Origin of the sequence: Hippea jasoniae (assembly GCF_000744435.1) — a bacterium.
GTDB lineage: Bacteria > Campylobacterota_A > Desulfurellia > Desulfurellales > Hippeaceae > Hippea > Hippea jasoniae.
This window is the reverse complement of sequence record NZ_JQLX01000017.1, coordinates 42,078-67,664: the sequence shown is the minus strand read 5'-3', so window position 1 is coordinate 67,664 and position 25,587 is coordinate 42,078. Positions and strand designations below refer to the sequence as shown.

42 protein-coding genes and 1 tRNA gene are annotated in these 25,587 nt (G+C 39.0%); 39 read left to right on the top strand and 4 right to left on the bottom strand.

The features are described from left to right. The 33 genes from EK17_RS08510 to lspA form a co-directional block, all read left to right on the top strand. Window positions 1–566, top strand: a 566-nt coding sequence (locus EK17_RS08510) for an EF-Tu C-terminal domain-related protein (protein WP_035586583.1), incomplete at its 5' end; no start/stop codon positions are given. Window positions 567–579: 13 nt separating this feature from the next. Then, a complete protein-coding gene (gene rpsJ / locus EK17_RS08505; protein WP_035589687.1) occupies window positions 580–888 on the top strand; it encodes a 30S ribosomal protein S10 in 309 nt (102 codons plus the stop codon). 81 nt (window positions 889–969) lie between these two features. Next, window positions 970–1,590, top strand: coding sequence for a 50S ribosomal protein L3 (rplC, locus tag EK17_RS08500; protein WP_035589684.1), 621 nt, complete (start codon window positions 970–972; stop codon window positions 1,588–1,590). Between the two features lie 3 nt (window positions 1,591–1,593). After that, window positions 1,594–2,217 carry a 50S ribosomal protein L4 gene (gene rplD / locus EK17_RS08495; RefSeq protein ID WP_035589682.1) on the top strand — a complete coding sequence of 208 codons (624 nt, stop codon included), beginning with the start codon at window positions 1,594–1,596 and terminating at the stop codon, window positions 2,215–2,217. Next, window positions 2,210–2,485: a 50S ribosomal protein L23 gene (gene rplW, locus EK17_RS08490; protein WP_035589679.1), complete on the top strand. Its 276-nt coding sequence runs from the start codon at window positions 2,210–2,212 to the stop codon at window positions 2,483–2,485. The genes rplD and rplW overlap by 8 nt, the downstream gene beginning before the upstream one ends. A gap of 15 nt (window positions 2,486–2,500) precedes the next feature. Further along, complete coding sequence (rplB, locus tag EK17_RS08485) at window positions 2,501–3,328, top strand: 50S ribosomal protein L2 (RefSeq protein WP_035589677.1); 828 nt, start codon at window positions 2,501–2,503, stop codon at window positions 3,326–3,328. A gap of 13 nt (window positions 3,329–3,341) precedes the next feature. Further along, window positions 3,342–3,623, top strand: coding sequence for a 30S ribosomal protein S19 (gene rpsS, locus EK17_RS08480; protein ID WP_035589675.1), 282 nt, complete (start codon window positions 3,342–3,344; stop codon window positions 3,621–3,623). Between the two features lie 13 nt (window positions 3,624–3,636). Then, window positions 3,637–3,963, top strand: coding sequence for a 50S ribosomal protein L22 (gene rplV, locus EK17_RS08475; RefSeq protein WP_035589673.1), 327 nt, complete (start codon window positions 3,637–3,639; stop codon window positions 3,961–3,963). Between the two features lie 10 nt (window positions 3,964–3,973). Further along, window positions 3,974–4,600, top strand: coding sequence for a 30S ribosomal protein S3 (gene rpsC / locus EK17_RS08470; protein WP_035589671.1), 627 nt, complete (start codon window positions 3,974–3,976; stop codon window positions 4,598–4,600). Window positions 4,601–4,621: 21 nt separating this feature from the next. Continuing rightward, on the top strand, window positions 4,622–5,044 hold the full coding sequence (gene rplP, locus EK17_RS08465) for a 50S ribosomal protein L16 (protein WP_035589669.1): 423 nt from the start codon (window positions 4,622–4,624) through the stop codon (window positions 5,042–5,044). Further along, window positions 5,041–5,244, top strand: coding sequence for a 50S ribosomal protein L29 (gene rpmC, locus EK17_RS08460; protein WP_035589666.1), 204 nt, complete (start codon window positions 5,041–5,043; stop codon window positions 5,242–5,244). The genes rplP and rpmC overlap by 4 nt, the downstream gene beginning before the upstream one ends. Further along, window positions 5,241–5,504: a 30S ribosomal protein S17 gene (rpsQ, locus tag EK17_RS08455; protein WP_035589663.1), complete on the top strand. Its 264-nt coding sequence runs from the start codon at window positions 5,241–5,243 to the stop codon at window positions 5,502–5,504. The genes rpmC and rpsQ overlap by 4 nt, the downstream gene beginning before the upstream one ends. Then, window positions 5,501–5,869: a 50S ribosomal protein L14 gene (gene rplN, locus EK17_RS08450; protein ID WP_035589661.1), complete on the top strand. Its 369-nt coding sequence runs from the start codon at window positions 5,501–5,503 to the stop codon at window positions 5,867–5,869. Before rpsQ ends, rplN begins: the two co-directional genes overlap by 4 nt. Then, the gene (rplX, locus tag EK17_RS08445; protein ID WP_035589658.1) at window positions 5,869–6,189 is read left to right on the top strand and encodes a 50S ribosomal protein L24; all 321 of its coding nucleotides are present in this window, start codon (window positions 5,869–5,871) and stop codon (window positions 6,187–6,189) included. Before rplN ends, rplX begins: the two co-directional genes overlap by 1 nt. A gap of 28 nt (window positions 6,190–6,217) precedes the next feature. Further along, on the top strand, window positions 6,218–6,763 hold the full coding sequence (gene rplE, locus EK17_RS08440) for a 50S ribosomal protein L5 (protein ID WP_084675138.1): 546 nt from the start codon (window positions 6,218–6,220) through the stop codon (window positions 6,761–6,763). An 11-nt stretch (window positions 6,764–6,774) separates the two neighbouring features. Continuing rightward, window positions 6,775–6,960, top strand: coding sequence for a type Z 30S ribosomal protein S14 (locus EK17_RS08435; RefSeq protein ID WP_035589654.1), 186 nt, complete (start codon window positions 6,775–6,777; stop codon window positions 6,958–6,960). Window positions 6,961–6,967: 7 nt separating this feature from the next. Beyond that, window positions 6,968–7,369 (top strand): 30S ribosomal protein S8, encoded by a 402-nt coding sequence (gene rpsH, locus EK17_RS08430; protein ID WP_035589651.1) that lies wholly within the window; start codon window positions 6,968–6,970, stop codon window positions 7,367–7,369. 12 nt (window positions 7,370–7,381) lie between these two features. Beyond that, entirely contained in the window at window positions 7,382–7,927 is a 546-nt protein-coding gene (gene rplF, locus EK17_RS08425) for a 50S ribosomal protein L6 (RefSeq protein ID WP_035589649.1), read from the top strand. Between the two features lie 13 nt (window positions 7,928–7,940). After that, window positions 7,941–8,303 carry a 50S ribosomal protein L18 gene (gene rplR / locus EK17_RS08420; protein ID WP_035589647.1) on the top strand — a complete coding sequence of 121 codons (363 nt, stop codon included), beginning with the start codon at window positions 7,941–7,943 and terminating at the stop codon, window positions 8,301–8,303. Between the two features lie 11 nt (window positions 8,304–8,314). Continuing rightward, on the top strand, window positions 8,315–8,788 hold the full coding sequence (rpsE, locus tag EK17_RS08415; RefSeq protein ID WP_035589644.1) for a 30S ribosomal protein S5: 474 nt from the start codon (window positions 8,315–8,317) through the stop codon (window positions 8,786–8,788). Between the two features lie 8 nt (window positions 8,789–8,796). Next, window positions 8,797–8,976, top strand: coding sequence for a 50S ribosomal protein L30 (rpmD, locus tag EK17_RS08410; protein ID WP_035589715.1), 180 nt, complete (start codon window positions 8,797–8,799; stop codon window positions 8,974–8,976). Window positions 8,977–8,990: 14 nt separating this feature from the next. Beyond that, entirely contained in the window at window positions 8,991–9,425 is a 435-nt protein-coding gene (gene rplO / locus EK17_RS08405; RefSeq protein ID WP_035589642.1) for a 50S ribosomal protein L15, read from the top strand. Beyond that, a complete protein-coding gene (gene secY, locus EK17_RS08400) occupies window positions 9,422–10,720 on the top strand; it encodes a preprotein translocase subunit SecY (protein WP_035589640.1) in 1,299 nt (432 codons plus the stop codon). The genes rplO and secY overlap by 4 nt, the downstream gene beginning before the upstream one ends. Window positions 10,721–10,729: 9 nt before the next feature. After that, window positions 10,730–11,371: an adenylate kinase gene (locus EK17_RS08395; RefSeq protein WP_035589637.1), complete on the top strand. Its 642-nt coding sequence runs from the start codon at window positions 10,730–10,732 to the stop codon at window positions 11,369–11,371. Beyond that, complete coding sequence (map, locus tag EK17_RS08390) at window positions 11,368–12,132, top strand: type I methionyl aminopeptidase (RefSeq protein ID WP_035589635.1); 765 nt, start codon at window positions 11,368–11,370, stop codon at window positions 12,130–12,132. The genes EK17_RS08395 and map overlap by 4 nt, the downstream gene beginning before the upstream one ends. Beyond that, window positions 12,125–12,343, top strand: a complete 219-nt coding sequence (gene infA / locus EK17_RS08385) for a translation initiation factor IF-1 (RefSeq protein WP_035589632.1) — start codon at window positions 12,125–12,127, stop codon at window positions 12,341–12,343. Before map ends, infA begins: the two co-directional genes overlap by 8 nt. Window positions 12,344–12,359: 16 nt before the next feature. Beyond that, on the top strand, window positions 12,360–12,473 hold the full coding sequence (gene rpmJ / locus EK17_RS08380) for a 50S ribosomal protein L36 (protein ID WP_025270558.1): 114 nt from the start codon (window positions 12,360–12,362) through the stop codon (window positions 12,471–12,473). 11 nt (window positions 12,474–12,484) lie between these two features. After that, window positions 12,485–12,844 carry a 30S ribosomal protein S13 gene (rpsM, locus tag EK17_RS08375; protein WP_035589630.1) on the top strand — a complete coding sequence of 120 codons (360 nt, stop codon included), beginning with the start codon at window positions 12,485–12,487 and terminating at the stop codon, window positions 12,842–12,844. Window positions 12,845–12,860: 16 nt separating this feature from the next. Next, window positions 12,861–13,247, top strand: coding sequence for a 30S ribosomal protein S11 (rpsK, locus tag EK17_RS08370; RefSeq protein ID WP_035589628.1), 387 nt, complete (start codon window positions 12,861–12,863; stop codon window positions 13,245–13,247). A gap of 12 nt (window positions 13,248–13,259) precedes the next feature. After that, window positions 13,260–13,886: a 30S ribosomal protein S4 gene (gene rpsD, locus EK17_RS08365; RefSeq protein WP_035589626.1), complete on the top strand. Its 627-nt coding sequence runs from the start codon at window positions 13,260–13,262 to the stop codon at window positions 13,884–13,886. A gap of 21 nt (window positions 13,887–13,907) precedes the next feature. Further along, window positions 13,908–14,930, top strand: a complete 1,023-nt coding sequence (locus tag EK17_RS08360) for a DNA-directed RNA polymerase subunit alpha (protein ID WP_035589624.1) — start codon at window positions 13,908–13,910, stop codon at window positions 14,928–14,930. Then, the gene (rplQ, locus tag EK17_RS08355; RefSeq protein ID WP_035589622.1) at window positions 14,920–15,288 is read left to right on the top strand and encodes a 50S ribosomal protein L17; all 369 of its coding nucleotides are present in this window, start codon (window positions 14,920–14,922) and stop codon (window positions 15,286–15,288) included. Before EK17_RS08360 ends, rplQ begins: the two co-directional genes overlap by 11 nt. Window positions 15,289–15,291: 3 nt before the next feature. Then, window positions 15,292–15,786, top strand: coding sequence for a signal peptidase II (gene lspA / locus EK17_RS09310; protein ID WP_084675137.1), 495 nt, complete (start codon window positions 15,292–15,294; stop codon window positions 15,784–15,786). On the opposite strand, the gene EK17_RS08345 is transcribed toward lspA, so the two are convergent. From EK17_RS08345 to EK17_RS08330, 4 genes are all read right to left on the bottom strand, one after another. After that, window positions 15,765–15,842, bottom strand: a tRNA-Pro gene (locus EK17_RS08345). The genes lspA and EK17_RS08345 overlap by 22 nt on opposite strands. Then, complete coding sequence (locus EK17_RS09305; RefSeq protein ID WP_084675136.1) at window positions 15,833–16,765, bottom strand: hypothetical protein; 933 nt, start codon at window positions 16,763–16,765, stop codon at window positions 15,833–15,835. The genes EK17_RS08345 and EK17_RS09305 overlap by 10 nt, the downstream gene beginning before the upstream one ends. Further along, window positions 16,762–17,595: a signal peptide peptidase SppA gene (gene sppA, locus EK17_RS09170; protein WP_051904542.1), complete on the bottom strand. Its 834-nt coding sequence runs from the start codon at window positions 17,593–17,595 to the stop codon at window positions 16,762–16,764. The genes EK17_RS09305 and sppA overlap by 4 nt, the downstream gene beginning before the upstream one ends. A gap of 11 nt (window positions 17,596–17,606) precedes the next feature. After that, on the bottom strand, window positions 17,607–19,157 hold the full coding sequence (locus tag EK17_RS08330; protein ID WP_051904541.1) for a 30S ribosomal protein S1: 1,551 nt from the start codon (window positions 19,155–19,157) through the stop codon (window positions 17,607–17,609). Between the two features lie 100 nt (window positions 19,158–19,257). On the opposite strand from EK17_RS08330, the gene EK17_RS08325 reads away from it, so the two are divergent. From EK17_RS08325 to EK17_RS08300, 6 genes are read left to right on the top strand one after another with little or no spacing between them, the layout of a single operon-like run. Beyond that, window positions 19,258–19,932 (top strand): histidinol phosphate phosphatase domain-containing protein, encoded by a 675-nt coding sequence (locus tag EK17_RS08325; protein ID WP_035589616.1) that lies wholly within the window; start codon window positions 19,258–19,260, stop codon window positions 19,930–19,932. Further along, the gene (locus tag EK17_RS08320) at window positions 19,916–21,028 is read left to right on the top strand and encodes an outer membrane protein assembly factor BamB family protein (protein ID WP_035589614.1); all 1,113 of its coding nucleotides are present in this window, start codon (window positions 19,916–19,918) and stop codon (window positions 21,026–21,028) included. Before EK17_RS08325 ends, EK17_RS08320 begins: the two co-directional genes overlap by 17 nt. Window positions 21,029–21,031: 3 nt before the next feature. Then, complete coding sequence (gene ftsH / locus EK17_RS08315; RefSeq protein WP_035589612.1) at window positions 21,032–22,870, top strand: ATP-dependent zinc metalloprotease FtsH; 1,839 nt, start codon at window positions 21,032–21,034, stop codon at window positions 22,868–22,870. Further along, a complete protein-coding gene (locus tag EK17_RS08310; protein WP_035589610.1) occupies window positions 22,860–23,663 on the top strand; it encodes a universal stress protein in 804 nt (267 codons plus the stop codon). The genes ftsH and EK17_RS08310 overlap by 11 nt, the downstream gene beginning before the upstream one ends. Beyond that, the gene (locus tag EK17_RS08305; protein ID WP_035589608.1) at window positions 23,663–24,355 is read left to right on the top strand and encodes an LOG family protein; all 693 of its coding nucleotides are present in this window, start codon (window positions 23,663–23,665) and stop codon (window positions 24,353–24,355) included. The genes EK17_RS08310 and EK17_RS08305 overlap by 1 nt, the downstream gene beginning before the upstream one ends. Further along, window positions 24,339–25,580: a glycerate kinase type-2 family protein gene (locus EK17_RS08300; protein ID WP_035589607.1), complete on the top strand. Its 1,242-nt coding sequence runs from the start codon at window positions 24,339–24,341 to the stop codon at window positions 25,578–25,580. The genes EK17_RS08305 and EK17_RS08300 overlap by 17 nt, the downstream gene beginning before the upstream one ends. The last annotated feature ends 7 nt before the right edge of the window (window positions 25,581–25,587 follow it).

The window sequence follows — 25,587 nt, the reverse complement described above, 5'->3', positions numbered from 1 at the left end:
CAGACAAACCATTCCTTATGCCCATTGAGGATATCTTCACCATCTCAGGAAGGGGAACGGTTGTTACAGGTAGGGTAGAAAGAGGAACACTCAAACCCGGTGAAGAGGTAGAAATCGTAGGCTTCAGAGAGACAAGAAAAACCGTTGCAACCTCCCTTGAAATGTTCAGAAAGATCCTTGATGAGGCAATAGCAGGAGACAATGTAGTAGTGCTTCTAAGGGGTATCAAGAAAGAGGAAGTTGAAAGAGGTATGGTCTTAGCCAAACCAGGCTCCATCACACCACACAAGAAATTCAAAGCTCAGGTCTATGTTCTTACAAAGGATGAAGGTGGAAGACATACACCATTCTTTGATGGCTACAGACCTCAGTTCTACATCAGAACAACAGATGTAACAGGCACAATCAAACTACCAGAAGGCGTTGAGATGGTCATGCCAGGAGACAATGTTGAGCTAACCGTTGAACTCATTGCACCTGTTGCTTTAGAGAAAGAGACACGCTTTGCTATCAGGGAAGGCGGTAGAACAGTAGGTGCTGGTGTAATAACGGAGATATTGGAGTAAGAGGGTGGTAGCTATGGAACAACAGAGAATCAGGCTAAAACTTAAATCTTTTGAGTCTGACCTCCTTGATAGCTCTGTGAAGGATATTATTGAGGTTATTAAAAAGACCGGAGCGAAGGTTAAGGGACCAATTCCTTTGCCAACCAAGATTTCTCGATATACAGTATTGAGGTCACCACATGTAAACAAAAAATCAAGGGAGCAGTTTGAGATCAGAACGCATAAAAGATTGCTGGATATCGTTGAGGCATCTCAACAGACAGTTGATGCCTTAATGAAAATCGATTTGCCAGCAGGAGTTGATATAGAAGTTAAGCTGTAAGAAATATCAAATGGAAATAAGAACCCCTTAGAAGGGGTTCCTCTGTTTCTTGATTAATAAATTATGAGGTGGGAGAGATAGATGTTGGGTTTAATTGCTAAGAAGTTGGGGATGACTCAGCTTTATGTGGATGGAAAAGCGATTCCTGTAACCATCCTTGAGGCTGAGGAAGGTGTAATAACGGCAATTAGAACATCCGATAAGGATGGTTATTCTGCCATTCAGGTGGGTTTCATCGATACCAAGGAAAAAAGGCTTACAAAGCCTCAGCTTGGCGTATTTAAAAAGTTGGGTGTGTCTCCTAAAAAGATGCTTAAAGAGTTCAGGGTTGAGAATCCTGATCAATTCAAGGTTAAAGATTCAATTAAGGTAGATATTTTCTCAAAGGGTGAAATAGTTGATGTGATTGGCTATACGAAGGGTAGAGGTTTTAGCGGTGTTATGAAGAGACATAATTTTCATGGAGGTCCTGATAGCCACGGATCGATGTTTAACAGAAGGGTTGGCTCAATTGGAAACTGCGAATTCCCAGGCAGAGTTGTAAAGGGAAGAAAGATGCCTGGTCATTACGGTAATGAGAGAGTGACCGTTAAGAACCTTGAAGTTGTTTATGTTGATCCAGAGAAAAAGTTGATTGCTATCAAAGGTGCGGTTCCTGGTTCCAAGGGTGGTTATGTCAATATAATTAAAAAGGGGAACTAAAAGATGAAGGTAAAGGTAGTTAACAGAGAAAGTCAGGTTGTTGGCGATATAGAGATCGATATTCAACCAAAAGAGGTGAAGAACAAGGGTGTTTTATTTAACCGCGTTGTTAGAACTATGCTTATGAACAGGCGTCAGGGAACTGTAAGCACAAAAACACGCGGTGAGGTATCTGGTGGTGGCAAAAAACCATGGAGACAGAAGGGTACAGGTAGAGCAAGGGCTGGCTCTATTAGATCACCTCTGTGGGTTGGTGGTGGCGTAATATTTGGCCCAAAACCCAGAGATTACGATTTGAAGATGAACAAAAAGGAAAAGAGGCTTGCATTTATTGAGGCTTTATCTCAACGGATCGAAGAAGGTGGTTTGATTGTTGTGGATGAACTAAACTTTGAAGCTCCAAAAACAAAAGAGGCAAAGAAACTTGTTGATGCTTTGAAGCTTAATAAAGCGTTGTTTGTTTTAGAAAAAGGTATGGAGAATGCCTATCTGTCGTTGAGAAATTTGAAAGGTATTGAGGTTAGAAATATAGATACACTTAACACCTATGATGTGTTGAGGTTTAAAAACATCGTTATACCAAAAAGCGTTGTAGATAAATTGAACAGGAGAATAGCCAATGGATAAATGGAGTATCTTAAAGGGAAGAGTTATTTCTGAGAAGGCTTTTGGGGTTCAAGAAGAAGGCAAGTATGTATTTGTTGTTGATAAAAAAGCAAATAAGGTTGAGATAAAAAAAGCGGTTGAGGAGCTTTTTGGTGTAGAGGTCGAAAAGGTTAATGTAATTAATGTTAAAGGGAAAAGAAAGGTTTTTAAGGGTATAAAGGGGAAAAGGCCTGATATTAAAAAGGCTATTGTTACACTAAAAGAAGGCCAGACACTTAAGGAACTTTAAGAAAGAGGTTGAGCGATGGGTATCAAGGTATATAAACCGGTAACGAACGGCTTGAGATTTGCCAGTGTTTCCGATTTTAAAGAGATAACAAAGAAGAAGCCTGAGAAGTCCCTTATAAAGATATTAAAATACCATGCAGGAAGGGATTGTTACGGTCATGTAAGTGTTAGAGGTAGAGGTGGCAGGGTAAAAAGATTTTACAGAATTATCGATTTTAAAAGGGATAAAAGAGGAATTCCTGGGGTTGTTAAGGCTATAGAGTATGACCCAAACAGAAGCGCAAGGATTGCTTTAATTGCATATAGGGATGGTGAAAAAAGATACATTATTGCTCCGGTTGGATTAAATGTGGGTGATGTAATTGAGGCTGGAGATAATGTTGAAATTAAGGTTGGCAATGCATTGCCGATCAAAAATATACCTGTTGGTACAATTATTCATAATATTGAGTTAAAACCTGGTGGCGGTGGCCAGCTTGCAAGAAGTGCAGGGAGTATGGCTCAAATTATGGCAAAAGAGGGCAATTATGCCCATATTAAACTGCCAAGCGGCGAGATGAGGCTGATACATGTTAATTGCTATGCCACAGTTGGTCAGGTGGGTAATACTGAGCATTCAAATATCAACTGGGGCAAGGCAGGCAGGATGAGGCATAGGGGTTTCAGGCCTCAGGTAAGAGGTGTTGCGATGAACCCGATCGACCACCCACATGGCGGTGGTGAGGGTAAGACAGGAACTGGCGGAACACCAGTTACACCGTGGGGTGTGCCTACAAAGGGTTACAAGACCCGCCACAACAAGAGAACCGATAAGTTTATAGTCACAAGAAGAAAGAAGAAATAGGAGGCTGTGATTTATGCCAAGGAGTTTAAAAAAAGGGCCGTTTGTCGATGAGAAACTTATAAAGAAAGTTGAAAAGATGAAGGCAAGCGGTAAAAAAACCATGATCAAGACATGGTCCAGAAGAAGCACAATAATTCCTGAATTTGTAGGTTTTACATTTGCAGTTCACAATGGTAAAAAGTTTGTGCCTGTTTATGTGACAGAAAATATGGTCGGTTATAAGCTGGGTGAATTTGTTCCAACAAGAACATTTAAAGGCCACAAAGGTGTGGTTCAAAAGAAAATAGGAAAGTAAGGGTTGGTGAGATATGGAAGCAAGGGCATTTTTAAGAAGCGCTAAAATATCACCGATTAAAGTCAGGGCTGTTATAGGTTTAATCAAAGGAAAAAGTGTTGATGAGGCACTGGTGCTGTTGAAATACTCAAAGAGAAAGGCAGCATTTATACTTAAGAAGTTGATTGAGTCTGCCGTTGCTAATGCACTTGAGCAGGGTATGGATATCGATGGTTTCAGAGTAATCAATGTTATTGCAAACGATGGCATAAGGATGAAGAGATACAGGGCAAGAGCTATGGGTCGAGCAGGCAGAATTATTAAACGAACAAGTAATATAACCGTGATTATAGGTAAGTAGGAGGTGGGTTTTGGGTCAGAAGGTCAACCCTATTGGTTTAAGGCTTGGTATAACGAAGACCTGGACTTCTCGTTGGTATGCTGAGCGTGATTTTAAAGATAAGTTTTTAGAGGATCAAAAGATAAAAAGGGCAATAAAGAAGAGGGTTTACTACGCCGGTATTTCAAAAATCGAAATAGAGAGAAAGAGAAATAAGATGACCATAAATATCTATGCTGCAATGCCCGGCATCATTATTGGTAGAAAAGGTTCTGAGGTTGAAAAACTCAAAGAGTTCATAAAGCAGTTTACAAACTCCAATGTTACAATCAATGTAAAGGATGTGCCTGCTCCAGAAAAGGATGCCCAGCTCATAGCAGAGAATATAGCCCTGCAGATTGAAAAAAGGATGCCCTACAGAAGGGTAATGAAAAGAGCAGCCTACCTTGCCTTGAAAAAAGGCGCAAAAGGTATTAAAATACAGGTTTCTGGAAAGCTTGGCGGTGCCGAAATGGCACGAACCGAGTGGATAAAAGAAGGTAGGGTGCCTTTGAGCACACTAAGGGCTGACATCGATTACGGTTTTGCTGAAAGCTTAACTCAGGCTGGTGTTATTGGTATAAAGGTCTGGGTTTTTAATGGAATGGTATCACCATAAAGAAGGAAAGGTGGGATAGCTATGTTAATGCCAAAAAGAACCAAGTATAGAAAATATCAAAGAAACAGAAATGGCGTAAGAGGGATAGCAAAAAGGGGCACAACGCTTGCCTTCGGCGATTACGGTTTAAAAGCTGTGGGCAGAGGTGAGGTAACAAACAGACAAATCGAGGCAGCAAGGATTGCAATCAACAGGGTGCTTAAACATCAGGGTAAGATCTGGATTAGAATCTTTCCCGATTTTCCTTTAACAAAAAAACCGGCAGAAACCCGAATGGGTAAGGGAAAAGGTTCTATTGAAAAATGGGTTGCCATAGTAAAACCCGGCAGAATCCTTTATGAGATTGGCGGTGTTAGTGAAGAATTAGCAAGAAAAGCGTTTACGCTTGCAGCTCAGAAGTTCAATATCGAAATGAAATTTGTCAAACGGAGTGAATGGACATGAAAGCAGCAGAGTTGAGAAAGATGAGTTTGAAGGAATTGATGGAAGAGGAAAGAAAACTTAGAGAGGAGATATTCAAACTCAACATGAGAAAGGGTCTTGAGCAGATGGATAATCCTCACAAAATAAGGAATTTGCGAAAGGACCTTGCGAGGGTTCTCACGGTAAAAAACGAGAAACTCAAGAAGGGTGAGCAGTCATGAGTAAGTTGATTAAAGAAGGTATTGTTGTTAGCGATAAGATGGATAAAACCATCGTTGTTGAGGTTGAAACACTGGTTGAGCATCCAAAGTTCCATAAGTATATAAAGAGAAGAAAGAAATTTAAGGTTCACGATGAGAAAAACCAGGCAAAAAAAGGCGATAGGGTAAAGTTTATAGAGTGCAGACCAATATCAAAAGATAAGCACTTTAGGCTGCTTGAAATAACCGAGAAATATATTGGTTTGGGAGATGAGCAATGATACAGCCATACACGATGTTAAAGGTTGCCGATAACTCAGGCGCAAAAAGAATAATGTGTATTAAGGTTTTAGGCGGTACAAGAAAAAGATATGCTCGCGTTGGAGATATTATTGTGGCTTCTGTTAAAGAGGCTGACCCAAACGGCAAAGTTAAAAAGGGTGATGTGGTAAAAGCCGTTGTTGTTAGAACAAAAAAAGAGTTTAGACGCCCCGATGGCACATATATAAAGTTTGATGAAAACGCTGCTGTTCTGATTAACAACCAGAAAGAGCCTATAGGCACAAGAATCTTTGGTCCTGTTGTTAGAGAGTTGAGGGCTAAAGAGTTTACAAAGATCATATCACTTGCTCCAGAGGTGCTGTAATGAACAGGATAAGAACAAAGCTAAAGAAAAACGATAAGGTTAAGGTTATAGCAGGTAAGGATAAGGGTAAAGAGGGAACAATTATCTCGTTTGTAAGAGAGAAAAACAGGGTGATTGTGGAAGGTGTCAATATTGTTAAAAAACATGTAAAGGCATCGGCCACGACAAAGGGTGGAATAATTGAAAAAGAGGCACCTATCCATATTTCCAATGTTATGCTTGTATGTCCCCACTGCAATAAACCCACAAGGGTAGGGATTCGTTTATTAGAGAGTGGCGAAAAGGTGCGCTACTGCAAAAAATGCGGTGGGACAATCTAAGGAGGAATGATTAATGTCTGAGAAGTACATTCCAAGGCTAAAGACAATCTACAGGGAAGAAATAATTCCTCGCTTGATGAAAGAGTTTTCATATAAAAATGTTATGCAGGTTCCAAAGATTGAAAAAATCGTTGTGAATGTGGGACTTGCTGAGGGTATGCACGATATCAAGCTGTTAGAAAGTGTTTTAGATGAGCTTGCAATTATTACAGGTCAGAGGGGCGTGATTACCAGGGCAAGAAAGTCTATTGCAAACTTTAAGTTAAGAAAAGGTATGCCTATTGGCTGTAAGGTAACTTTGCGCGGGGACAGGGCTTATGAGTTTTTAGATAGATTTATTTCATTTGCCATTCCGCGTATCAGGGATTTCAGGGGTGTGCCGCTTAAAGGTTTTGACGGCAGGGGTAATTACACACTGGGAATTACAGAGCAGTTGATTTTCCCTGAGATCAATTACGACAAGATTGCAAAGATTCATGGTTTATCGGTCACGATTGTTACGACAGCCGAAACCGACCAAGAGGCTAAAGCTTTACTTGAGGCATTTGGTATGCCGTTTAGAAAATCCAATTAAGAGGGGAGAGTATGGCAAGAAAAGCTCTGATAGAGAAATCAAAAAGGCCCCCAAAGTTTAAGGTAAGGGCCAGAAACAGATGTCAGATCTGCGGGAGACCAAGGGGATATATAAGAAAATTCGGTATTTGTAGAGTATGTTTTAGGACATTGGCCGGTAAAGGCGAAATTCCTGGCGTAAAAAAGGCAAGTTGGTAGGTGGCGTATGAGTAAGAAGGTAGCAGATTGCTTGTCTAAGATTAAGAATGGGCTTAAAGCAAAGCATGAGTATGTTGATGTAGCAAGTAATAACCTTGTTGAGAATGTGTGCAGGATTTTAAAAGAGGAAGGTTATATATCAGACTACAAAAAGCTGGATAATGTTGGTAGTAGAAATATCGTCAGAGTATTTTTAAAATACGCTGACGAGAACAAAAGGAAGCCGGTTATTATGTCTATGAAGATGGTTTCCAAGCCTTCCAGAAGGATTTACATATCTGCTGATGAGATAAAGCCTGTAATGAACGGTCTGGGCATTGGCATCATATCCACTTCAAAGGGTGTAATGACAACAAAGGAAGCCAAGAAGCTTGGCATTGGCGGTGAATACATCTGTGAGGTATTTTAATAGGAGGTAGTAATGTCAAGGATAGGAAGACAACCTATCCCTATTCCAGCAGGGGTAGAGGTTCAGATTAAAGATGGAGAGGTTTTTGTTAAAGGACCTAAGGGTCAGTTAAGTCAGGGTTTTGATGGCAACTATGTAAGTGTAGAAAAGGACGATAAATTTATTTATATAAAGTCTGTTAACGATTCAAAGAAAGCCAAAGCTATGCATGGGCTTTACAGAAGCCTTATCAATAATGCAGTTGAGGGTGTCTCAAAGGGATTTTCAAAGGTTTTGCAGATTGAGGGTGTTGGATATAAGGCTCAAGCAAGCGGTAATAAGCTAACCTTAACCGTTGGTTTTTCTCACGATGTTGTTTACAATGTGCCTGATGGTGTTAAGGTTGAGGTTGATAAAAAGGGCGTTGAGATAACTGTATCGGGTATAGATAAGCAGCTTGTAGGACTTGTGGCAAGCCAGATTAGGGCTATCAAACCACCAGAACCCTACAAGGGTAAAGGCATTAGATACAAAGGCGAATATGTCAGAAGAAAAATGGGTAAGGCTGCAAGCAAATAATGGGGGTATGTAGATGGCAAAAATAGATAGAAAAGCCGAAAGAAAAAGAAGAAAACTCAGAATTAAATACAAAATCAGAGGAACTAAAGAAAGACCAAGATTGTGCGTATATAAAAGCCTCAATCATATTTATGCTCAAATTATTGACGATGAAGCCCAGCAAACAATTGTATCTGCATCGACATTGGATATCGATTTAAGGGATAAGGTAAAGGGATGCAATATATCATCGGCAAAGGTTGTTGGTGAGGCTATAGCAAAAAAGGCTTTAGAGAAAGGTATAGATAAGGTTGTTTTTGATAGAAACGGATATATCTATCACGGTAAAGTGAAGGCTTTAGCAGAAAGCGCTCGAGAAGCCGGACTTAAATTTTAGAGGTGGTGGTTATGGCGGTTGAGAAAGAGTTTGAAGAGCAGGTTATAACTATAAAGAGGGTTACCAAGGTTGTTAAAGGCGGAAGGAGATTTAGATTTTCTGCTTTAGTAGCAGTTGGTGATAAAAACGGAAGAGTGGGGCTTGGACTTGGTAAATCACATGAGGTTCCAGAGGCTATTAAAAAGGCAATAGAGAAGGCAAAGAAGAATTTGATTACGGTTCCTATAACAGAAGATGGCACGATTCCTCATCAGCTTGAGGTCAAAGAGGGTGCCGGCAGGGTTTTGATTAAACCAGCAAGGCCAGGTACGGGAATTATTGCCGGTAACACAGCAAGGGCAATATTAGAGGTGTGCGGCATCAGAAATATTGTTACAAAGTCTATTGGTTCTAATAATGTGTACAATCTTTCCCATGCTCTATTGAAAGCGTTGAGTTTATTGAGAGATAAGGATGAAATCTTCAAAGTAAGAGGACTTAAGTGAGGTGGAAAATGGCTGATCTGAAAATTACTCTAACAAGAAGTTTAATTGGTCAAAAACCTTCAATAAGAAAAACGGCAATTGCTTTGGGTTTGAAAAGGCCAAATAAATTTGTAATAAGGAAAGATTCACCCTACATAAGAGGAATGATTAAGAAAATTTCCTTTATGGTAAAAGTTGAAGAATTATAGGAGAGGTGTAAGATATGGAACTTTATGAACTGCCGCAAATAGTTAAAAAAAGAAAAAGGGTAGGTAGAGGAGACGGTTCTGGCTGGGGCACAACAGCTGGCAAGGGTAATAAGGGTGAAAGGGCAAGGTCTGGCGGTGCAAAACCGGCTTATTTTGAAGGCGGACAGACACCTATCTACAGACGCCTACCAAAAAGGGGTTTTAAGAATCCCTTTAGAGTTGAGTATGAGATTGTGAATGTCGATAAACTTGAAAAGTATTGCTCAGATGGCGATCTTGTTGATATAAATTACCTTGTTGAGCACAGGCTTATAAAGGGCAATAAACCTGTTAAAATCCTTGGTGGCGGTGAATTAACAAAAGCTATAACCGTTATTGCTGATGCATTCTCAAAAACAGCCAAAGAAAAGATAGAAAAAGCTGGTGGTAAAGTAGAGGTATTACAGTGAAGGAAGATTATTCCAATATCTTTAATGTTCCTGAGCTGAATAAGAGATTATTCTTTACCTTTTTGATGTTTCTTGTTTTTAGAATTGCTGCCCATGTGCCTACACCTGGAGTTGATCCCCATGTATTGGCTGTGATCTTTGAGCAGGCAAAAGGCACAGCACTGGGTTTGTTTAACCTGTTTTCTGGCGGTGCTATCAAGAACTTTAGTATCATCTCACTTGGTATCATGCCTTATATTTCAGCTGCTATTATTATAGAGTTGTTAACAGCTGTAAGTCCTGAACTTGCAGCGTTAAAAAAAGAGGGTGAGGCAGGCAGAAGGAAAATTACGGAGTATACACGCTACGGCACGGTTATTATTTCATTTCTCCAGGGATTGGGTATTGCAATTGGTTTGCAATCGATGCATGGACCAGGTGGTGCGCCTGTTGTAATATGGCACGGTTTGCCTTTTGTATTGTTTACATCGATGACAATGACGGCAGGTAGCGTGTTTTTGATGTTTGTTGGTGAGCAAATTACAGAAAGGGGTATCGGAAACGGTATATCGCTATTGATTTTTGCTGGTATTGTGGCAAGATTGCCTGCAGCGTTAGGTAATTTATTCAGGCTTGTTAGCGCAGGCGAGATGAGCGTATTATCGCTGCTTGTTATATTTGCCGTTGCTATAGCTGTGGTTGCCTTTGTTGTGTTTGTGGAGCTTGCCCAGAGAAGGATTCCTGTCCAGTATCCAAGAAGAATGGTTGGAAGAAGGCTTTATGGCGGACAGACCAGCTATATACCGTTAAAAATCAATGTTTCGGGTGTTATTCCTCCAATCTTTGCTTCATCAATTCTGCTGTTTCCTGTAACAATCACAAAGATAGTCAATATTCCGTTTTTAAAGAGAGTTTCTGATTACATTATGCCTGGAAGCCTTGTTTATAGTGTTGTTTATATAGCATTGATCTTTTTCTTTGCATATTTTTACACAGCTATAGTGTTTAATCCAAAAGAGATTGCGGATAACTTAAAGAAAAATAACGGCTTTATTCCGGGTATAAGGCCGGGTAAATATACCGCACAGTATCTCGATTGGGTGTTAGACAGGCTTACATTTGGTGGGGCAATATACTTATCTTTTGTATGTGTGCTACCCTGGATTTTAATTAGAAAGTTTAATGTGCCGTTTTATTTTGGTGGAACGGCGCTGTTGATCGTTGTACAGGTTGCTTTGGATACGATCATGCAGATTCAGGCTCATCTGTATATGAGAAATTACGAAGGATTTTTGAAAAACAGAAGGACGAGGTAGGGGGATAGAATGATTTTGATTCTGCTTGGAGCACCCGGTGTTGGCAAGGGTACGCAGGGTGTATTGATTTCCAAAGAGTATAATATTCCTCAGATTTCAACGGGTGATATTTTAAGAAAAGAGGTTAAAGAGCAAACAGAGCTGGGTAAAAAGGCAAAAGCCTACATGGATAAAGGTGAGCTTGTGCCTGATGATATTATTATTGATATGATGGAAAAAAGAATAAAGCAGGAGGATTGTAAAAACGGTTTTATACTTGATGGTTTTCCACGCACAACCGCTCAGGCCAAAGCATTTGATGAAATGCTCCAAAAGAACGGTTTAAATCTTGATAAAGTGTTGCTTATAGATGTTCCTGAAGAGGAGATTATATCCCGCCTAACCGGCAGAAGGGTATGCGAAAGCTGCGGTGCTGTTTATCATATAAAGTATAACCCTCCTAAAGAAGACGGTGTTTGCGACAAGTGTGGCGGGAAGCTTATTCAGCGTGACGATGATAAAGAAGAGGTTGTTAGAAACAGACTTGAGGTTTACAAGAAATCAACGATGCCTCTAATCTATTATTATAAAAATAGCGGTAAACTTGTTGTTGTTGATGGAATGGGTGAGATCGAAGAGATCTTTGAAAGGGTAAAAGAAGTGCTGAAATGATCTTACTTAAAAGCAAAGAAGAAATAGAAAAGATGTATAGGGTCAACCAGATGGTTGGCGAAATACTTAACATCTTGAAAAATGAGGTAAAACCTGGTATAACCACCGAGTATTTAAATGAAGTAGCCGAAAAAGAAGCCAAAAAGAGGCATGCTAAATGCGCCTTTAAAGGCTACGGTGGCTTTCCTAAATCGCTGTGTACATCGATTAATGAAGAAGTAGTGCACGGTATACCCTCAAAAAAGAGGGTTTTGAAAGAGGGAGATATAATAAGCCTTGATTTTGGTCTTGTTTATGATGGATGGTATGGTGATTCGGCAATTACCGTGGCTGTTGGAAATATAGATGAAAAGAAAAAGAAGCTGATGAAGGTTACAAAAGAGGCACTCTATCGCGGCATCGCTTCAGCAAAAGCGGGTAATTTTCTTTACGACATCTCTGAGGCTATTCAAAGTTATGTAGAGAGCTTTGGTTTTTCTGCTGTCAGGGATTATGTGGGTCATGGGATTGGTAGAAACTTACATGAAGATCCGCAGGTGCCCAACTATGTGCCGGATAAGAATTTTAGAGGTCCTCTGTTAAAGGTTGGGATGGTTATAGCTATCGAGCCTATGATTAATGCCGGCACCTGGAGGGTAAAAGTTTTAAAGGATAAGTGGACTGTTGTTACAGCTGACGGTGAACCATCTGCTCATTTTGAGCATACAGTGGCAATTACAGATGAAGGTCCGTTTATCTTAAGTGAGGTAGGTAATGGCTAAGGAAAAGAGTATTTCTGTTGATGGAGAGGTTGTAGAGGCATTGCCCAATGCAATGTTTCGTGTAAAATTGAAAAACGGTCATATTGTACTTGCTCATGTTGCAGGGAAGATGCGCATGCATTTCATCAAGATTTTGCCTGGAGATAAGGTTAAGGTTGAGCTTTCTCCATACAGTATTGAACGTGGCAGAATAGTCTATAGGTATAAATAGGAAGCGGAGGTTTGAAATGAAGGTTAGGCCATCTGTGAAGAAGATTTGTCCTAAATGTAAAATTATAAGAAGAAAAGGTGTTGTAAGGGTTGTATGCGAAAACCCTAAACATAAACAAAGACAGGGTTAATGGAGGTTTAAGTGGCACGAATTGCTGGAGTTGAATTACCAAGGAACAAAAAGATTTTTATCGCTTTAACCTACATCTACGGTGTTGGCAGGACGCGTTCTTTAGAGATTCTCTCAAAAGCTAATGTTGATCCTGACAAAAGAACACACGAGCTAACACCTGAGGAGATTCAACGTATAAGGAGCGTTATTGCTGATTATAAGGTTGAAGGTGAGCTAAGAAAAGAAGTGGCAATGAATATCAAGGCTTTAATGGATCTTGGTAATTACAGAGGTTTAAGGCACAGGAGGGGCTTGCCTGTAAGAGGTCAGAGAACGAGAACAAATGCAAGAACCAGAAAAGGTAAGAAGAAAACCGTAGGTAGAAAATAAAAGGAGATGAGCGTAGATGGCTAAAACGGTTAGGAAAAAGAAAAAGGTCAAGAGAAATGTCGTAAGTGGTATAGCACATATTCAGGCTACATTTAACAATACGATAGTAACTATTACCGATCAAGATGGAAATGTATTGTGCTGGTCTTCTGCTGGCGATGCTGGTTTTAAAGGCACAAGGAAGGGAACCCCGTTTGCCGCCCAGCTTGCAGCCGAAAGTGCTGCCAAGAAGGCAATGGCAATGGGCATGAAAGAGATCGATGTCAGGGTAAAAGGACCTGGTCCCGGAAGAGAGACGGCTATCAGATCTCTTCAGTCAGCAGGGTTAAGGGTTAAGTCTATTAAAGATGTTACACCTATTCCACATAACGGGTGTAGACCACCTAAAAGAAGAAGGGTATAAGGAGACTAAAGTATGGCTGTATATACTGGACCTGCATGTAGAAGATGTAGAGCATTGGGCGTTAAGCTTTTCTTAAAAGGTGAAAGATGCTTTACCGATAAGTGTGCCTTTGAAAGAAGGCCTTATCCACCCGGAAAAAGCAGAAATACAAGAAGGAAGTTATCATCATATGCTCTGCATTTAGCCGAAAAACAAAAAGCCAAAGCGGTATATGGAGTTTTAGAGCGTCAGTTTAGAAGGTATTTTGAAGAGGCAAAGCGCCAGAAGGGTGAAACAGGTGCAAATCTTGTTATCTTACTTGAGCGCAGGCTTGATAATGTTGTTTACAGGGCTGGTTTTGCATCATCAAGAAGAGAGGCAAGGAGACTTGTTGCGCATGGCCATATCAAAGTGAACGGCAAAAAGGTAAATATCCCTTCTTATCTTGTCAAAAAAGGGGATGTTGTATCTGTTTCAGATAAAATGAAATCCAAAGAGGAGTTCAAACAGAGATTTGAGGAGAATGCAAGAAGATCATCTGCTTCGTGGATTGTTGTTGATATGGATAATGTGTCGGCTACATTTGCTGACATTCCAACAAGAGATGATGTACAGCCACCATTCAACGAAAACGCCATTGTTGAGTTGTACTCTAAATAAAAAATAACGAAGGGAAGCAAAATGAAGGGCGTTTTTAAGTATCTGACATTGCCTGAAGAGGTAAAAATAGATAAGGTTTCAGATGAGTTTGGAAGATTTATACTGGATCCTTTAAATGAGGGTTATGCTATAACCATTGGCAACGTTTTGAGGAGGATCTTGTTATCTTCGATACCCGGTGTTGCCGTTGTGGGTGTGGAAATAGAAGGTGTGGAGCATGAATTTAGCACAATAGAGGGTGTCAAAGAGGATGTTTTAAACATTATATTGAATCTCAAACATATGAGATTTAAGGCCCTTACGGATGATTTTGAAAGAGCTGAGGCGTATATAGAAAAGAAAGGCCCCGGAATTATTACGGCTGCGGATATCCAAACACCTGCACAGGTTGAGGTTGTTAGTCAGGATGCTTATATTGCAGAGCTGATGGATGATGCTGAATTTAAAGCAAAGCTTTACCTTGAAAAGGGTATAGGCTACAGACAGGCAAATTATGAAATGGTCAATACAGATATGGGATATATACCTATCGATGCATTGTTTTCGCCAATTGTAAAGGTTTCATATCATGTGGATAAAAGCACAACGAAAGATTATTATAACTACGAAAGATTGATTCTTGAGATAGAAACGGATAAAACTGTTACGCCTCAGGATGCTTTGAAAACAGCAAGTTTTATTCTTGGTAATTACATATCTATTTTTGCTGGAGACTTCAGAAAGGTTTCGATGGAAGAGCAAACCTCAACACAGCAGGAAGAACAAATTAACGAGGCTCTTCTTAAACCAATTGAGGAGCTTGAACTCAATGTAAGGGCTTCAAATTGTCTTGCAGCTCATAAAATTAGGTATATTTATGAACTTGTTCAGAAAACAGATGCAGAGCTTCTAAACACCAAGAATTTTGGCAAACAGTCACTTAAAGAGATTAAGGATGCTCTTGCCCAGCTAAACTTAGAGCTCGGTATGAGTTTTACGCAAAAGCAGCTTGAGACGATAGAAAATATGATAAAAGCCAAAGAAGGAGAGGGCAATGAGACATAGAAAGGGATACAAAACATTAAGTATCGATTCAGAAAGAAGAAAACATTTATTGAGAAACCTTGCAATTGCATTGATTGAGAATGAGAGGATTCAAACCACAGATGCCAAGGCAAGGGAGCTTGTCAGGTTTATAAGCAAGTTGATTACAATGGCAAAAAACGACACTCTTGCCTCCCGTAGAAAGGCTTTGGCTAAGTTGAACAACAACAAAAAAGCTGTGAGAAAATTATTTGACAATATCGCTCCACGGTTTGCCACAAGAAACGGCGGTTATGTTAGAAGGATTAAATTGGGCTTTAGAAAGGGTGATGCTGCAGCCGTTTCGATTGTGGAGTTTGTAGAAAAATCAGCAGAGTAGTGGATGGACACAAAGGCAATCAAAGGAGTATCTTTGATACTCCTTTTTTTTATAGCTGATTACTTTACAAAGTTATATATATCACATCATTTAACATTAAATGGTTCCATTGAGGTGATAAAGGGTTTTTTTAATATCGTGCATTTGGAAAACAAAGGTATTGCTTTTGGATTGCTTGCTGATTTACCCGAAAATCTACGCCGCATAGCGTTATGCACAATCAGTGGCGTTGTTTTTTTTGTTGTGTTATGGCTGATTGTCTTTTCTAAGGATAGAAATGGCATTTATATTTTTGCACTTTCACTTTTGGGTGGAGGAGATCTGGGAAATCTATACGATAGAGTTTTTAAGGGTTATGTTGTTGATTTTTTGGATTTTCATATAAAACAATACCATTACCCTGCATTCAACCTTGCAGATAGCTTTATAACAATCGGTATAACGCTGCTATTTTTCTATGCTTTCTTTAAAAGAGATGGTCGGGGCGAGAGGATTTGAACCTCCGACCACTTGAACCCCATTCAAGTGCGCTATCCAGGCTGCGCTACGCCCCGTTTTTTACCGTTTTGATTATAGGGTAATAGCCGTATTTTTTCAAGGTTTTAATGATTGCCTTTGATGGTGTTGAAAATCGTATATACCAGATAAAGCTCTTTTTGGGTTTTGCTTTGAATATGATTTTGAAAACGGTTTTTGACCAGGCTTTTTTGTAAGCTAATTTCTTTTGAGATTCAACGGATTTATCAATTAAACAGTAGTATAGAAGGTTTATATTTTTTATTGCATAAACATTATAACCCCTTGCTTTGAGGGCTTTTGCAAATTTTAATGTTGCATTGTAGCTTGTAAGACCACCCACATAAACATCATACACAAAGCCTTTTGTGATAGCTTTCTTTGAAAGTTTATATCCTATTTTATTGGATTTTAATATTCTTATAGCCACAGAGGGATTTGAGGTTTTAATGGTTACTGTATAAATTGGTAGTGGTTTTTGTTTTGGTCTGGGTTTTGGCTGTTTAATGGTAAATTGAGCAGGAAGCGGCGGCAGTAGTTTTGTTGTATTGTCAGGTTTTGGTTTTTTGGGGATTGTTGTAAATGCTACCTCAATACTAAAGATCGGGGCACTTTCACTCTTTTTTATCAGTTTTTCTACTTCCTCTTTCTTGGTTTTCTGTTCCTTTTTTGATTTTTTGTTTCCCTCTGGTTGTGTTTTTGGAGTTTTTACATGTATGCTGGGTTCATGTTTTGGTTTTATTGTTTTCTTTTTTGCAATCTGTTTTTCTATTTTTGGTTTAACAACGGTGATTTTGTTAACTTTTTTGAAAAGTTTTAGGGTTTGATAGGAGCCGATAATCAGGAATATTGCAATTAAAGCTAAAGCTACACCTAAAGCAATCTTTTTTGTTTTTTTGTATTTTTCGGGTATATCTATTTTTTCAGGCAGGTTGTGTTTAATGAGATTTAGCTTAATCATTGATAGATTGCCTTAAAAGTTGGATAGGTAAGTTCAGATAGATAGTTTAGGAAAGAAAAGCTTTCAACCATTCTGTCAAATGGATTTTTGTTTTCAATTAAGGTTGTTTTAATATGTTTTATACCTGTATTTTGCTTTATGAAGCCTTCTGCTGCATCAATACCTTTTGTTGAGTCTATTAATTTCAATGCCTTTGCCTGTTTACCACTAAAAACGCTACCATCTGCATAGGATTTGAGCTTATCTATTGGTATATGGCGGGCAGTTGAAACGGCTTCTAAAAATTGATTGTAAATACTTTCTAAAACAGAATAGATCATTTTTATATCCTGTTTATCGGGTTTTCTGAAAGGATTGCCAAAATCTTTAACCTTCCCTGTTTTAACGACAAATAGATTTACTCCAGCCCTTTTTGCAAGTTCTGAGAAATTTAATGTTTCAAAAATAACACCGATACTGCCCACAATAGATGTTGGATAAGCTACAATTTTATCTGCACCACATGCTGCAAAGTATGCACCGCTTGCCCCGATCGTTTTAATCAATGCCACAATGAATTTTTTTGTGTTTTTTAAGGCAAGGTAGATACGCTGGCTGGCACAGGCATCACCACCGGGTGAGTTGATTTTTATCAGGATAGCTTTGATATTTGGGTCATGTTGCGCTTTTTTTAGGTTTTTAATAAAATCATCGGCTGTTTTTGTTGATATAACACCTGTAAGTTTAATGACAGCTACATTGGGTGGTTTTGAAAATAGATAATACACCATATTAAAAACAAATAACGCTAAGAAACCTATTATGGCGTATTTTATAACCTTTTTCAGCATAAGGTCTTATTTTACTTTATAAAGGTCGATATGAGTCTTCTTTTGTCTTTATCTATGCGAAGAATCCTGATTTTTACCTTATCCCCCTTTTTGGGTTCTATGTTGTTGTATTCGCTCTTTGGCACAAGACCCTCTATGCCTTTCTGAAGTTTCACAAAACTTCCAAACGGTTTTACGCTAACAACCTCAACCTCTAATTCATCACCCACAGCGTATTTTTTATCCACCTCATCCCATGGATTGGGCATAAGTTGTTTTAAGCCCAGCGCTATTCTTTCCTTATCCTTTTCTATGTTTAACACCTTTGTTTTGATTTTATCTCCTATATTCAGCTGTGGCTTCTCATCTTTATCCCATGAGAGGTCGTTTTCATGGATTAAACCTTCTATACCTTCTGCCAGTCTCACAAACACACCAAAGTCCTTAATGCCTGTGACTATGCCTTCAACTACATCATCCACTTTGAACAGTTCATCGACCAATTCCCACGGATAGGGTTTGGTTTGTTTTATGGACAGCGACATACGCCTGTTTTCTTTGTCTATATTTGTAATCTTAACATCAACCTCATCGCCAATTTTATATAACTCTTCAAGTTTATAAGGGAACTTATCGTAGGTTATTTCACTTTTATGCACAAGTCCTTCAATACCCTTTTCAAGCTCAACAAAGATACCGTAGTCGACTATGTTAACGATTTTACCCTTCACTACATCATCAATTTTAAATTTATCATCTATATCTTCCCATGGATCCTTTGTGAGTTGCTTCATGCCCAGATAAACCTTTTTCTTATCCCTGTCTTCCTCTATTTTTATAACCTTTACATCAATTTCATCATCTATTGAAACCATCTCCGAAGGGTGGGAGATTCTGCTGTAGCTCATATCGGTTATATGCACAAGTCCGTCCACACCGCCAAGATCCACAAAGATACCATAATCTGTGATATTTTTAACCTTGCCTTTTAAGACAGCGCCCTCTTTAACCTTCTGCCATATTTCTTCTTGTCTTTTTCTTTCTTCCTCTTCAAGTAATATGCGCCTTGAAACAACAGCGTTTCTTTTGGCTTCGTTGATGCTTACAATTTTAAATTCGAACTCTTTACCCACATAGGCAGAGTAGTTTTTAACAGGTTTAATCTCAACCTGAGAGCCTGGCAAAAAAGCCAAAAATCCGTCTATTTTAACTGTAAATCCACCCTTGACTAAGTTTTTAATCCTTCCTTTTATTGTTTCGTTGTTTTTATAAGCCTCAACTACCCTGTGCCATCCCCTGATTCTGTCAGCTGCTGCCTTTGATAAAATCTCAAAACCATCATCATCGGTTTTATTGAAAAACAGTGCTTCAACCTCATCACCGATCTTTACATTGATGTTTCCCTCATCATCCTCAAACTCTTTCAGCTTGATTATGCCTTCTGACTTGTAACCTATATCAACGAAAACATCCTCTCCTCTAATGTCTATTACCTTACCTTTTATGATGTCTCCGCTGCCAAAGTTTTTGAATACATCATCGTAATTTGCCATCGATTGAGCATCTTTTTCCATGTTTGACATGTTTCCCTCCTTTTTTGTCTTTTAAGCATTATAACTATAGCTTAATTAGGTGTCAATAAATAAGCTTGACAGTAAAACTACAAGAACTTAAAATTTGCTTATGATAGATTTGCACACGCATACACTGTTTAGCGATGGTGAGCTGATACCTTCTGAGCTTGCAAGGAGAGCAAAAGAGATAGGCTACAGCGCCATTGCATTTACAGATCATGCGGATTTCTCCAATATGGAATTTATTATAAAAAATTTGCTTAAGGTTGTTGGGGGACTTGAGAAGTATTTTGGTTTGTATGTTTTTGCTGGTGTTGAAATTACCCATGTTCCACCTGAGCTTGTAGCTGATGCAGTAAAAAAAGCTTACAGTCTGGGTGCCGAAATTGTTGTTGTTCATGGCGAAAGCCCCGTTGAGCCTGTTAAAAAAGGTACAAACAAAGCGGCTATAGAAGCAGATTGCGATGTTTTAGCTCATCCGGGTTTAATTGAAGAAGAGGATGCCAAACTTGCTGCCAAAAACGGTGTATACCTTGAAATTTCCGCAAGAAGCGGCCACAGTTTTACAAACGGGCATGTTTATAAAATGGCAAAAAAACACGCTGCTAAATGTGTTTTAAATACCGACACCCATTCACCGCATAATTTAATAGATGATCAATTTGCAAAAGTTGTGTTAATGGGTGCAGGAATGGATGAAAATGAAGTCAAAAAAACGCTTTTTAATGCAGAAGAGCTTCTGGAGCGTTTATTGAAAAGGAGATACGATGAAAAGAATCGCTAAACTACTTTTGGTGTTGTTTGCTGCAGCGTTTGTAGCATCATGCTCAGGTTCTAAAGAGTTCATTTTACATGTTGAAAAGTATGAGCATTTTACTCAGCCGCTTGCACCACCTGTTGATTATGAAAAAATAACAAATGTTGACGATATAGGATACAGAGTGGGTCTGAATTTTTTTGATAAAAAGGCGTTTATCGGTAATCTTGATGGTGAGATATATGAGATTGACGCACAAACTGGTTCAAAAAAACTCATTGCAGAAATTGATCAGCCTATTGAATCCAATATTGCCTTTGATGGAGAAAGCATTTATGTTGGCTCAAACAGGGGCATTCTTTTTAAAATCTCATCAAACGGTAAGATTATTGCAAAAAAGTCTTTTGGCTTTCCTGTTATGAAGGTTTATTATGTTAAAGGCAAACTGTATGTTGGCACAGAAAATGACATTATATACTGCTTAAACCCTGCAGATTTATCTATAGAGTGGAAGTTTTTACACGGTGAGTTTAATATGCTTGATATAAGGGGCATAAGCGGCATGCTTTTTGGTATGGATGGTATTTATGTAGGTTTTGATGATGGCAGTATTGATAAGATTTCATATAAAGGGGATTTAGTCTGGGAGGTTCAGGCTTCAAAAGGCACGATGTTTATCGATTGCGATTCTACACCTGTTAAAAACGATCAGGCTGTTTATATTGCATCAACAAGAGGGTATATAGAAGCTGTTAATCCCGATGAAGGTAATGTTTTATGGAAAAGAAAGCTGTCAACATATGCAAATCTGCAGCTGAATATTTTTGGTGTATATGTAGCAGACGAAAACGGTTATATTTATTGTCTTGACAATTCAAATGGTGAAACGATCTGGAAAAAGAGAATCACTGCAAAGGGCAACATCTTTGCAATAAAATTGGTGGGAAAGGTGCTTTATGCAATAACAGATCAGGGTAGGCTTGTTGCTTTGGATAACTTAAGAGGGGATGTACTTGACATTGTTGATATCGATGATGATATAAGCTCCCCGTTTGCTTTATGTTGCAATAGGCTTTTTGTTGTATCAAGGGATGGTTCTATCTACTCCATCTTTTCGCGGTAAATCATGGATGAAAAAAACAACAATCTGAAGGGTTTTAATAACTTTTCCAAGTTTTTAGCTATATATCTGCTTGTAGCTGTATTTATGTTTTATCTCTATCAATATTTTACAAAGGTTCAAGTAAATAATATCCCCTATTCTACATTTAAGGAGCTTATAAAAGAAGGAAAGGTCAAGAGTTGCACAATTTCGGATAAATACATTAAAGGTGTATATATTGATAAAAACGGCAAAAAAATGCATTTTATAACCGTTGCCGTAAATGACCCTGACCTTATTAAAGACCTTGAAGCCCACAATGTAAAATTTAGTGGCAAAGTAACCAATACATGGCTGACAAATCTGATTTTTGGATGGATTCTACCGTTTGGGTTTCTATTTTTCATCTGGTGGTTGATGACAAAAAAGATGCGGGGCACAAGTGGTGGTCTGTTTGGCTTTGGTAAGGGCAGGTTTAAGGTTTATCTAAACGAAAAACCCGATGTAAAGTTTTCCGATGTTGCTGGAGCTGAGGAGGCAAAGCAGGAGATACAGGAAATTGTAGAATACTTAAAAGATCCACAAAAGTATCAAAGGTTGGGTGGCAGAGCTCCCAAGGGTGTTTTGCTTGTTGGAGTACCGGGTGTTGGAAAAACCTTATTTGCAAAGGCAACAGCTGGAGAGGCAGGTGTGCCCTTTATCAGTATCAGCGGTTCTGAGTTTATAGAGATGTTTGTGGGTGTGGGTGCAAGCAGGGTTAGAGACCTTTTTAATGAGGCAAAAAAGCTTTCTCCGTGTATCGTTTTTATTGATGAGATTGATGCAATTGGCAAGAGCAGGGCGTTTAACTCATTAACCAGCAACGATGAGAGGGAACAGACGCTCAATCAATTACTTGCTGAGATGGATGGCTTTGATTCATCAAAGGGTGTTATTATAATGGCTGCAACCAATAGACCGGAGATTTTAGACCCCGCTCTTTTAAGGCCCGGGCGTTTTGATAGACAGATTATTGTTGACAAACCCGATGTTAACGGCAGGGAAGCTATTTTTAAGGTTCATATGAAAAAGATAAAGGTTGGCAGTGATGTGGATGTTAAAAAATTAGCCCAGATGACACCGGGGCTTGTTGGTGCAGATATTGCAAATATTGTCAATGAAGCTGCTTTACTTGCCGCACGAGAGAATAAAGATGCTGTTTATATGGAGCATTTTGAGGAGGCTATCGAGCGTCAGATCGCAGGTCTGAAGAAGAAAAACCGTGTTATCAAGGAAGATGAAAAGAAGCGGGTCGCTTACCATGAATCTGGACATGCAATATGCGCATATATGCTACCCGGGGCAGATCCCGTGCATAAGATATCCATAATCCCGCGCGGATTGGCTGCACTGGGCTACACGCAGCAGCTACCTATGGATGATAGGTATCTGTTAACAAAAGAGGAAATGATTGATAGAGTGATTACACTGCTTGGTGGCAGGGCTGCAGAGGAGATTATCTTTGGCAGTGTTTCAACAGGTGCCCAAAATGACCTATCACGGGCAACCGACATTGTGCGTTCCATCATTACTCAATTTGGTATGGATGAAAAGTTGGGTTTGATGGTGGCTGAAGAAAGAGAAGGCGGAAGGTTTTTAACAAGCGAAGGCATTCTAACTAAGGGTGATAGGCTGAGTGAAAAAACCAAAGAGATCATAGACGAAGAGATTGTTAAGATATTGGATGAATGCTATGCAAAGGCCAAGGAAATCTTGATTAACAATAAGGAAAAACTACTGAGACTTGCAGAACTCCTACTAAAAAAGGAAGTGGTGGATAGCGAGGAGCTTAAGAAAGTAATGGAGGATAACAGTGGAGATTAAAAAAATACTGGCATGTGTGGACTCAAGTGAATATTCAACGGCTGTTATGAGGTTTTCTTCCTATTTTGCAAGAAAACTTGGCAGTGAACTTGTGGGTTTGCATGTAATCGATGTGATTCAGCTTGAAGGTCCAATGATGTACGATATCAGTGGCGCCATAGGACTTGAGCCGTTTATAGATTTTTCAGCAAAGGTAAAAGCTGCTTTAGAGGCAAAGGGAAAAAATATACTTGAATCTTTCAAAACAATAGCAGGGGAATTTGGGGTCAATTTTTCATACAGGATGCCCGTTGGCGTTGTGGCTAATGAGATTTTATCTGCATCTGAGGATTTCGATGTCGTGTTTATCGGCAGAAAGGGTGTTAATGAGCAGTATGAAAGGGGTATTCTGGGTAGCAATATTGAAAGTGTGCTAAGAAAGATAGAAAAACCGTTGTTTGTATCGCCAAAACATTTCTACACTTTTGATAAAGTTGTTGTGTGTGTTGATGGAAGAGAGATTTCTAAAAAGGCTTTTGAATATGCCACTTTTATAGCTAACCTGTTTGGTGTGGAAATCAGGGCTGTATTTGTCAAAAAATCACACGATCAGCCGCAATTTGAATATGATATTGATATAGTTGAGTCAGAAAGTGTGGTTGCTGGGCTTGAAACCTACATCTCTCAATTTGAAAAACCACTTGTTGTTATGGGCGCCTACGCCAAACCCAAGCTGCTTGAGATTCTGCTTGGCTCAACAACGGAGGCTCTTCTAAAACGGGATCTTGAATACGGTTTTCTTCTGGTAAGATAATGAAAGATATACAGAAAGAGTTTTTAGAGAATCGTAATAAGAATCGTGATGTCTGGCGTCTGTTTAAGATTTTGTCTGATTTTACAGATGCGTTTGAGGAATTGGATGAAATTGGTCCTGCTGTGGCTATTTTTGGCAGTGCAAGGGAAAAAGAGGATGGATTTTACTACAAAAAGGCAAGGGAGATATCAAAAAAACTTGCCGAGAATGGCTTTGCCATAATTACAGGCGGTGGTCCGGGTATAATGGAGGCTGCAAATAGAGGAGCTGTAGATGCAGGAGGTATTTCAATTGGTTTGAATATAGAGCTACCTCATGAGCAGTATCTCAACCGTTTCGTTAATATTGGACTTGATTTTAAATATTTTTTTACACGCAAGGTTACCTTTATGAAATACGCTGTGGCATTTGTTGTTATGCCCGGCGGCTACGGCACAATGGATGAGCTGTTTGAAAGCCTTGTGCTAATTCAGACGGATAAGATTGGCGCATTTCCTGTGGTTTTATATGGGAATGAGTTCTGGAAAAAAGTGTTTGATTTTTTGGTGTTTTTAAGGGATAGGCGCTATATTTCGCCTGAGGATCTATCTATTTTTAAGATAACCGATGATGTAGATGAGGTTGTTGAGTATATCAAGAATAGAACCTTCTCAATAACCGCCACTGCAAACAATCATGAAAAAAATCCCTGACTTCATATCTGAAGCATTAAGCTCAGTGCAACCACAAGAAGCTTTATCCTTTATAAAAATCGGTAATAATAAATTGCGGATAAATGATTTTTATATTGAGGCAAGGAAATGTGTTGTAGTGGCGGCAGGCAAGGCAGCATGTGCAATGGTTAATTTCTTTTTAGAAAGAGGTGTTAAATTTAAAGCCGGTATTGTTGCAACAAATAGACCCTGCAAGATTGATTGCAAGCAGATTGATTTTTTTCACTCCTCCCATCCACTCTACAGTTCTGAAAGCCTTCATGCTGGAAAGAAACTGATGGAGCTTGCAAAAAAGTATAGCAGTGCTGATTTTCTTTTTTTGATAAGCGGTGGAGCATCCTCTATGGTTGAGTATTTTGATTATGGTTTAAATAAGGTAAATACAGCAGTGGATTTTATTTTGAAGGGCGGGTTTGATATAAGACAACTGAATGCTTTTAGAAAATCTATTTCTTTAATTAAGTGCGGCAAACTACTCAGATTTATAAATGGCAGGGTGATTTCTTTGATTATAAGTGATGTTGTTGGTGATGATATAAGCGTTATTGGCTCAGGACTCACGGCATGTGAGGATCGAATGGATTTAAGTGGTGGAGTTGAAGAGGTTTTCAGGCGTTTTGAGATCTATCCAGAGAGCCGTTGTTTATCTAAAGAAGAGTTTCAGAGCATGAAGGTTAGTAATCTGGTCATTGCCTCAAATTTTACTTTTTTAAATAAGCTAAAGGAGATTCTAAAAGATAGAGGTTTTAATGTAATTAGTCTTGGTAGTCGTATAGAGGGGGATGTTGAATGCGTTGCGGGTGTTTTAAGTGGTGTTTTTAAGGAGGCGATTGAGAATAAACTGAATGTTAAAAAACCGATTGCTATAGTTTTTGGAGGCGAGACTACTGTCAAAGTAAAAAGAGCAGGTAAGGGTGGCAGGAATCAACATCTCAGTTTGTTAATTGCCTCACAACTTAAAGATTATGCAGGAAAATTTGAATATATTGGCTTTGCCACAGACGGTAAGGATGGCAATTCTAATTTTGCTGGCTGTATAGTGAATAAAGATATGTATGAGGCTGTAAGAAGACTTGATATCGATTTTGAAGAATATATAAAATCGTTCAATTCGGCGGTGTTTTTTGAGAGGGTTGGAACAGCTATCGGTGGATTTGATACAAACACAAATGTGGCAGATGTAGGTGTGTTTGTTGCACAATAGTTTTGAC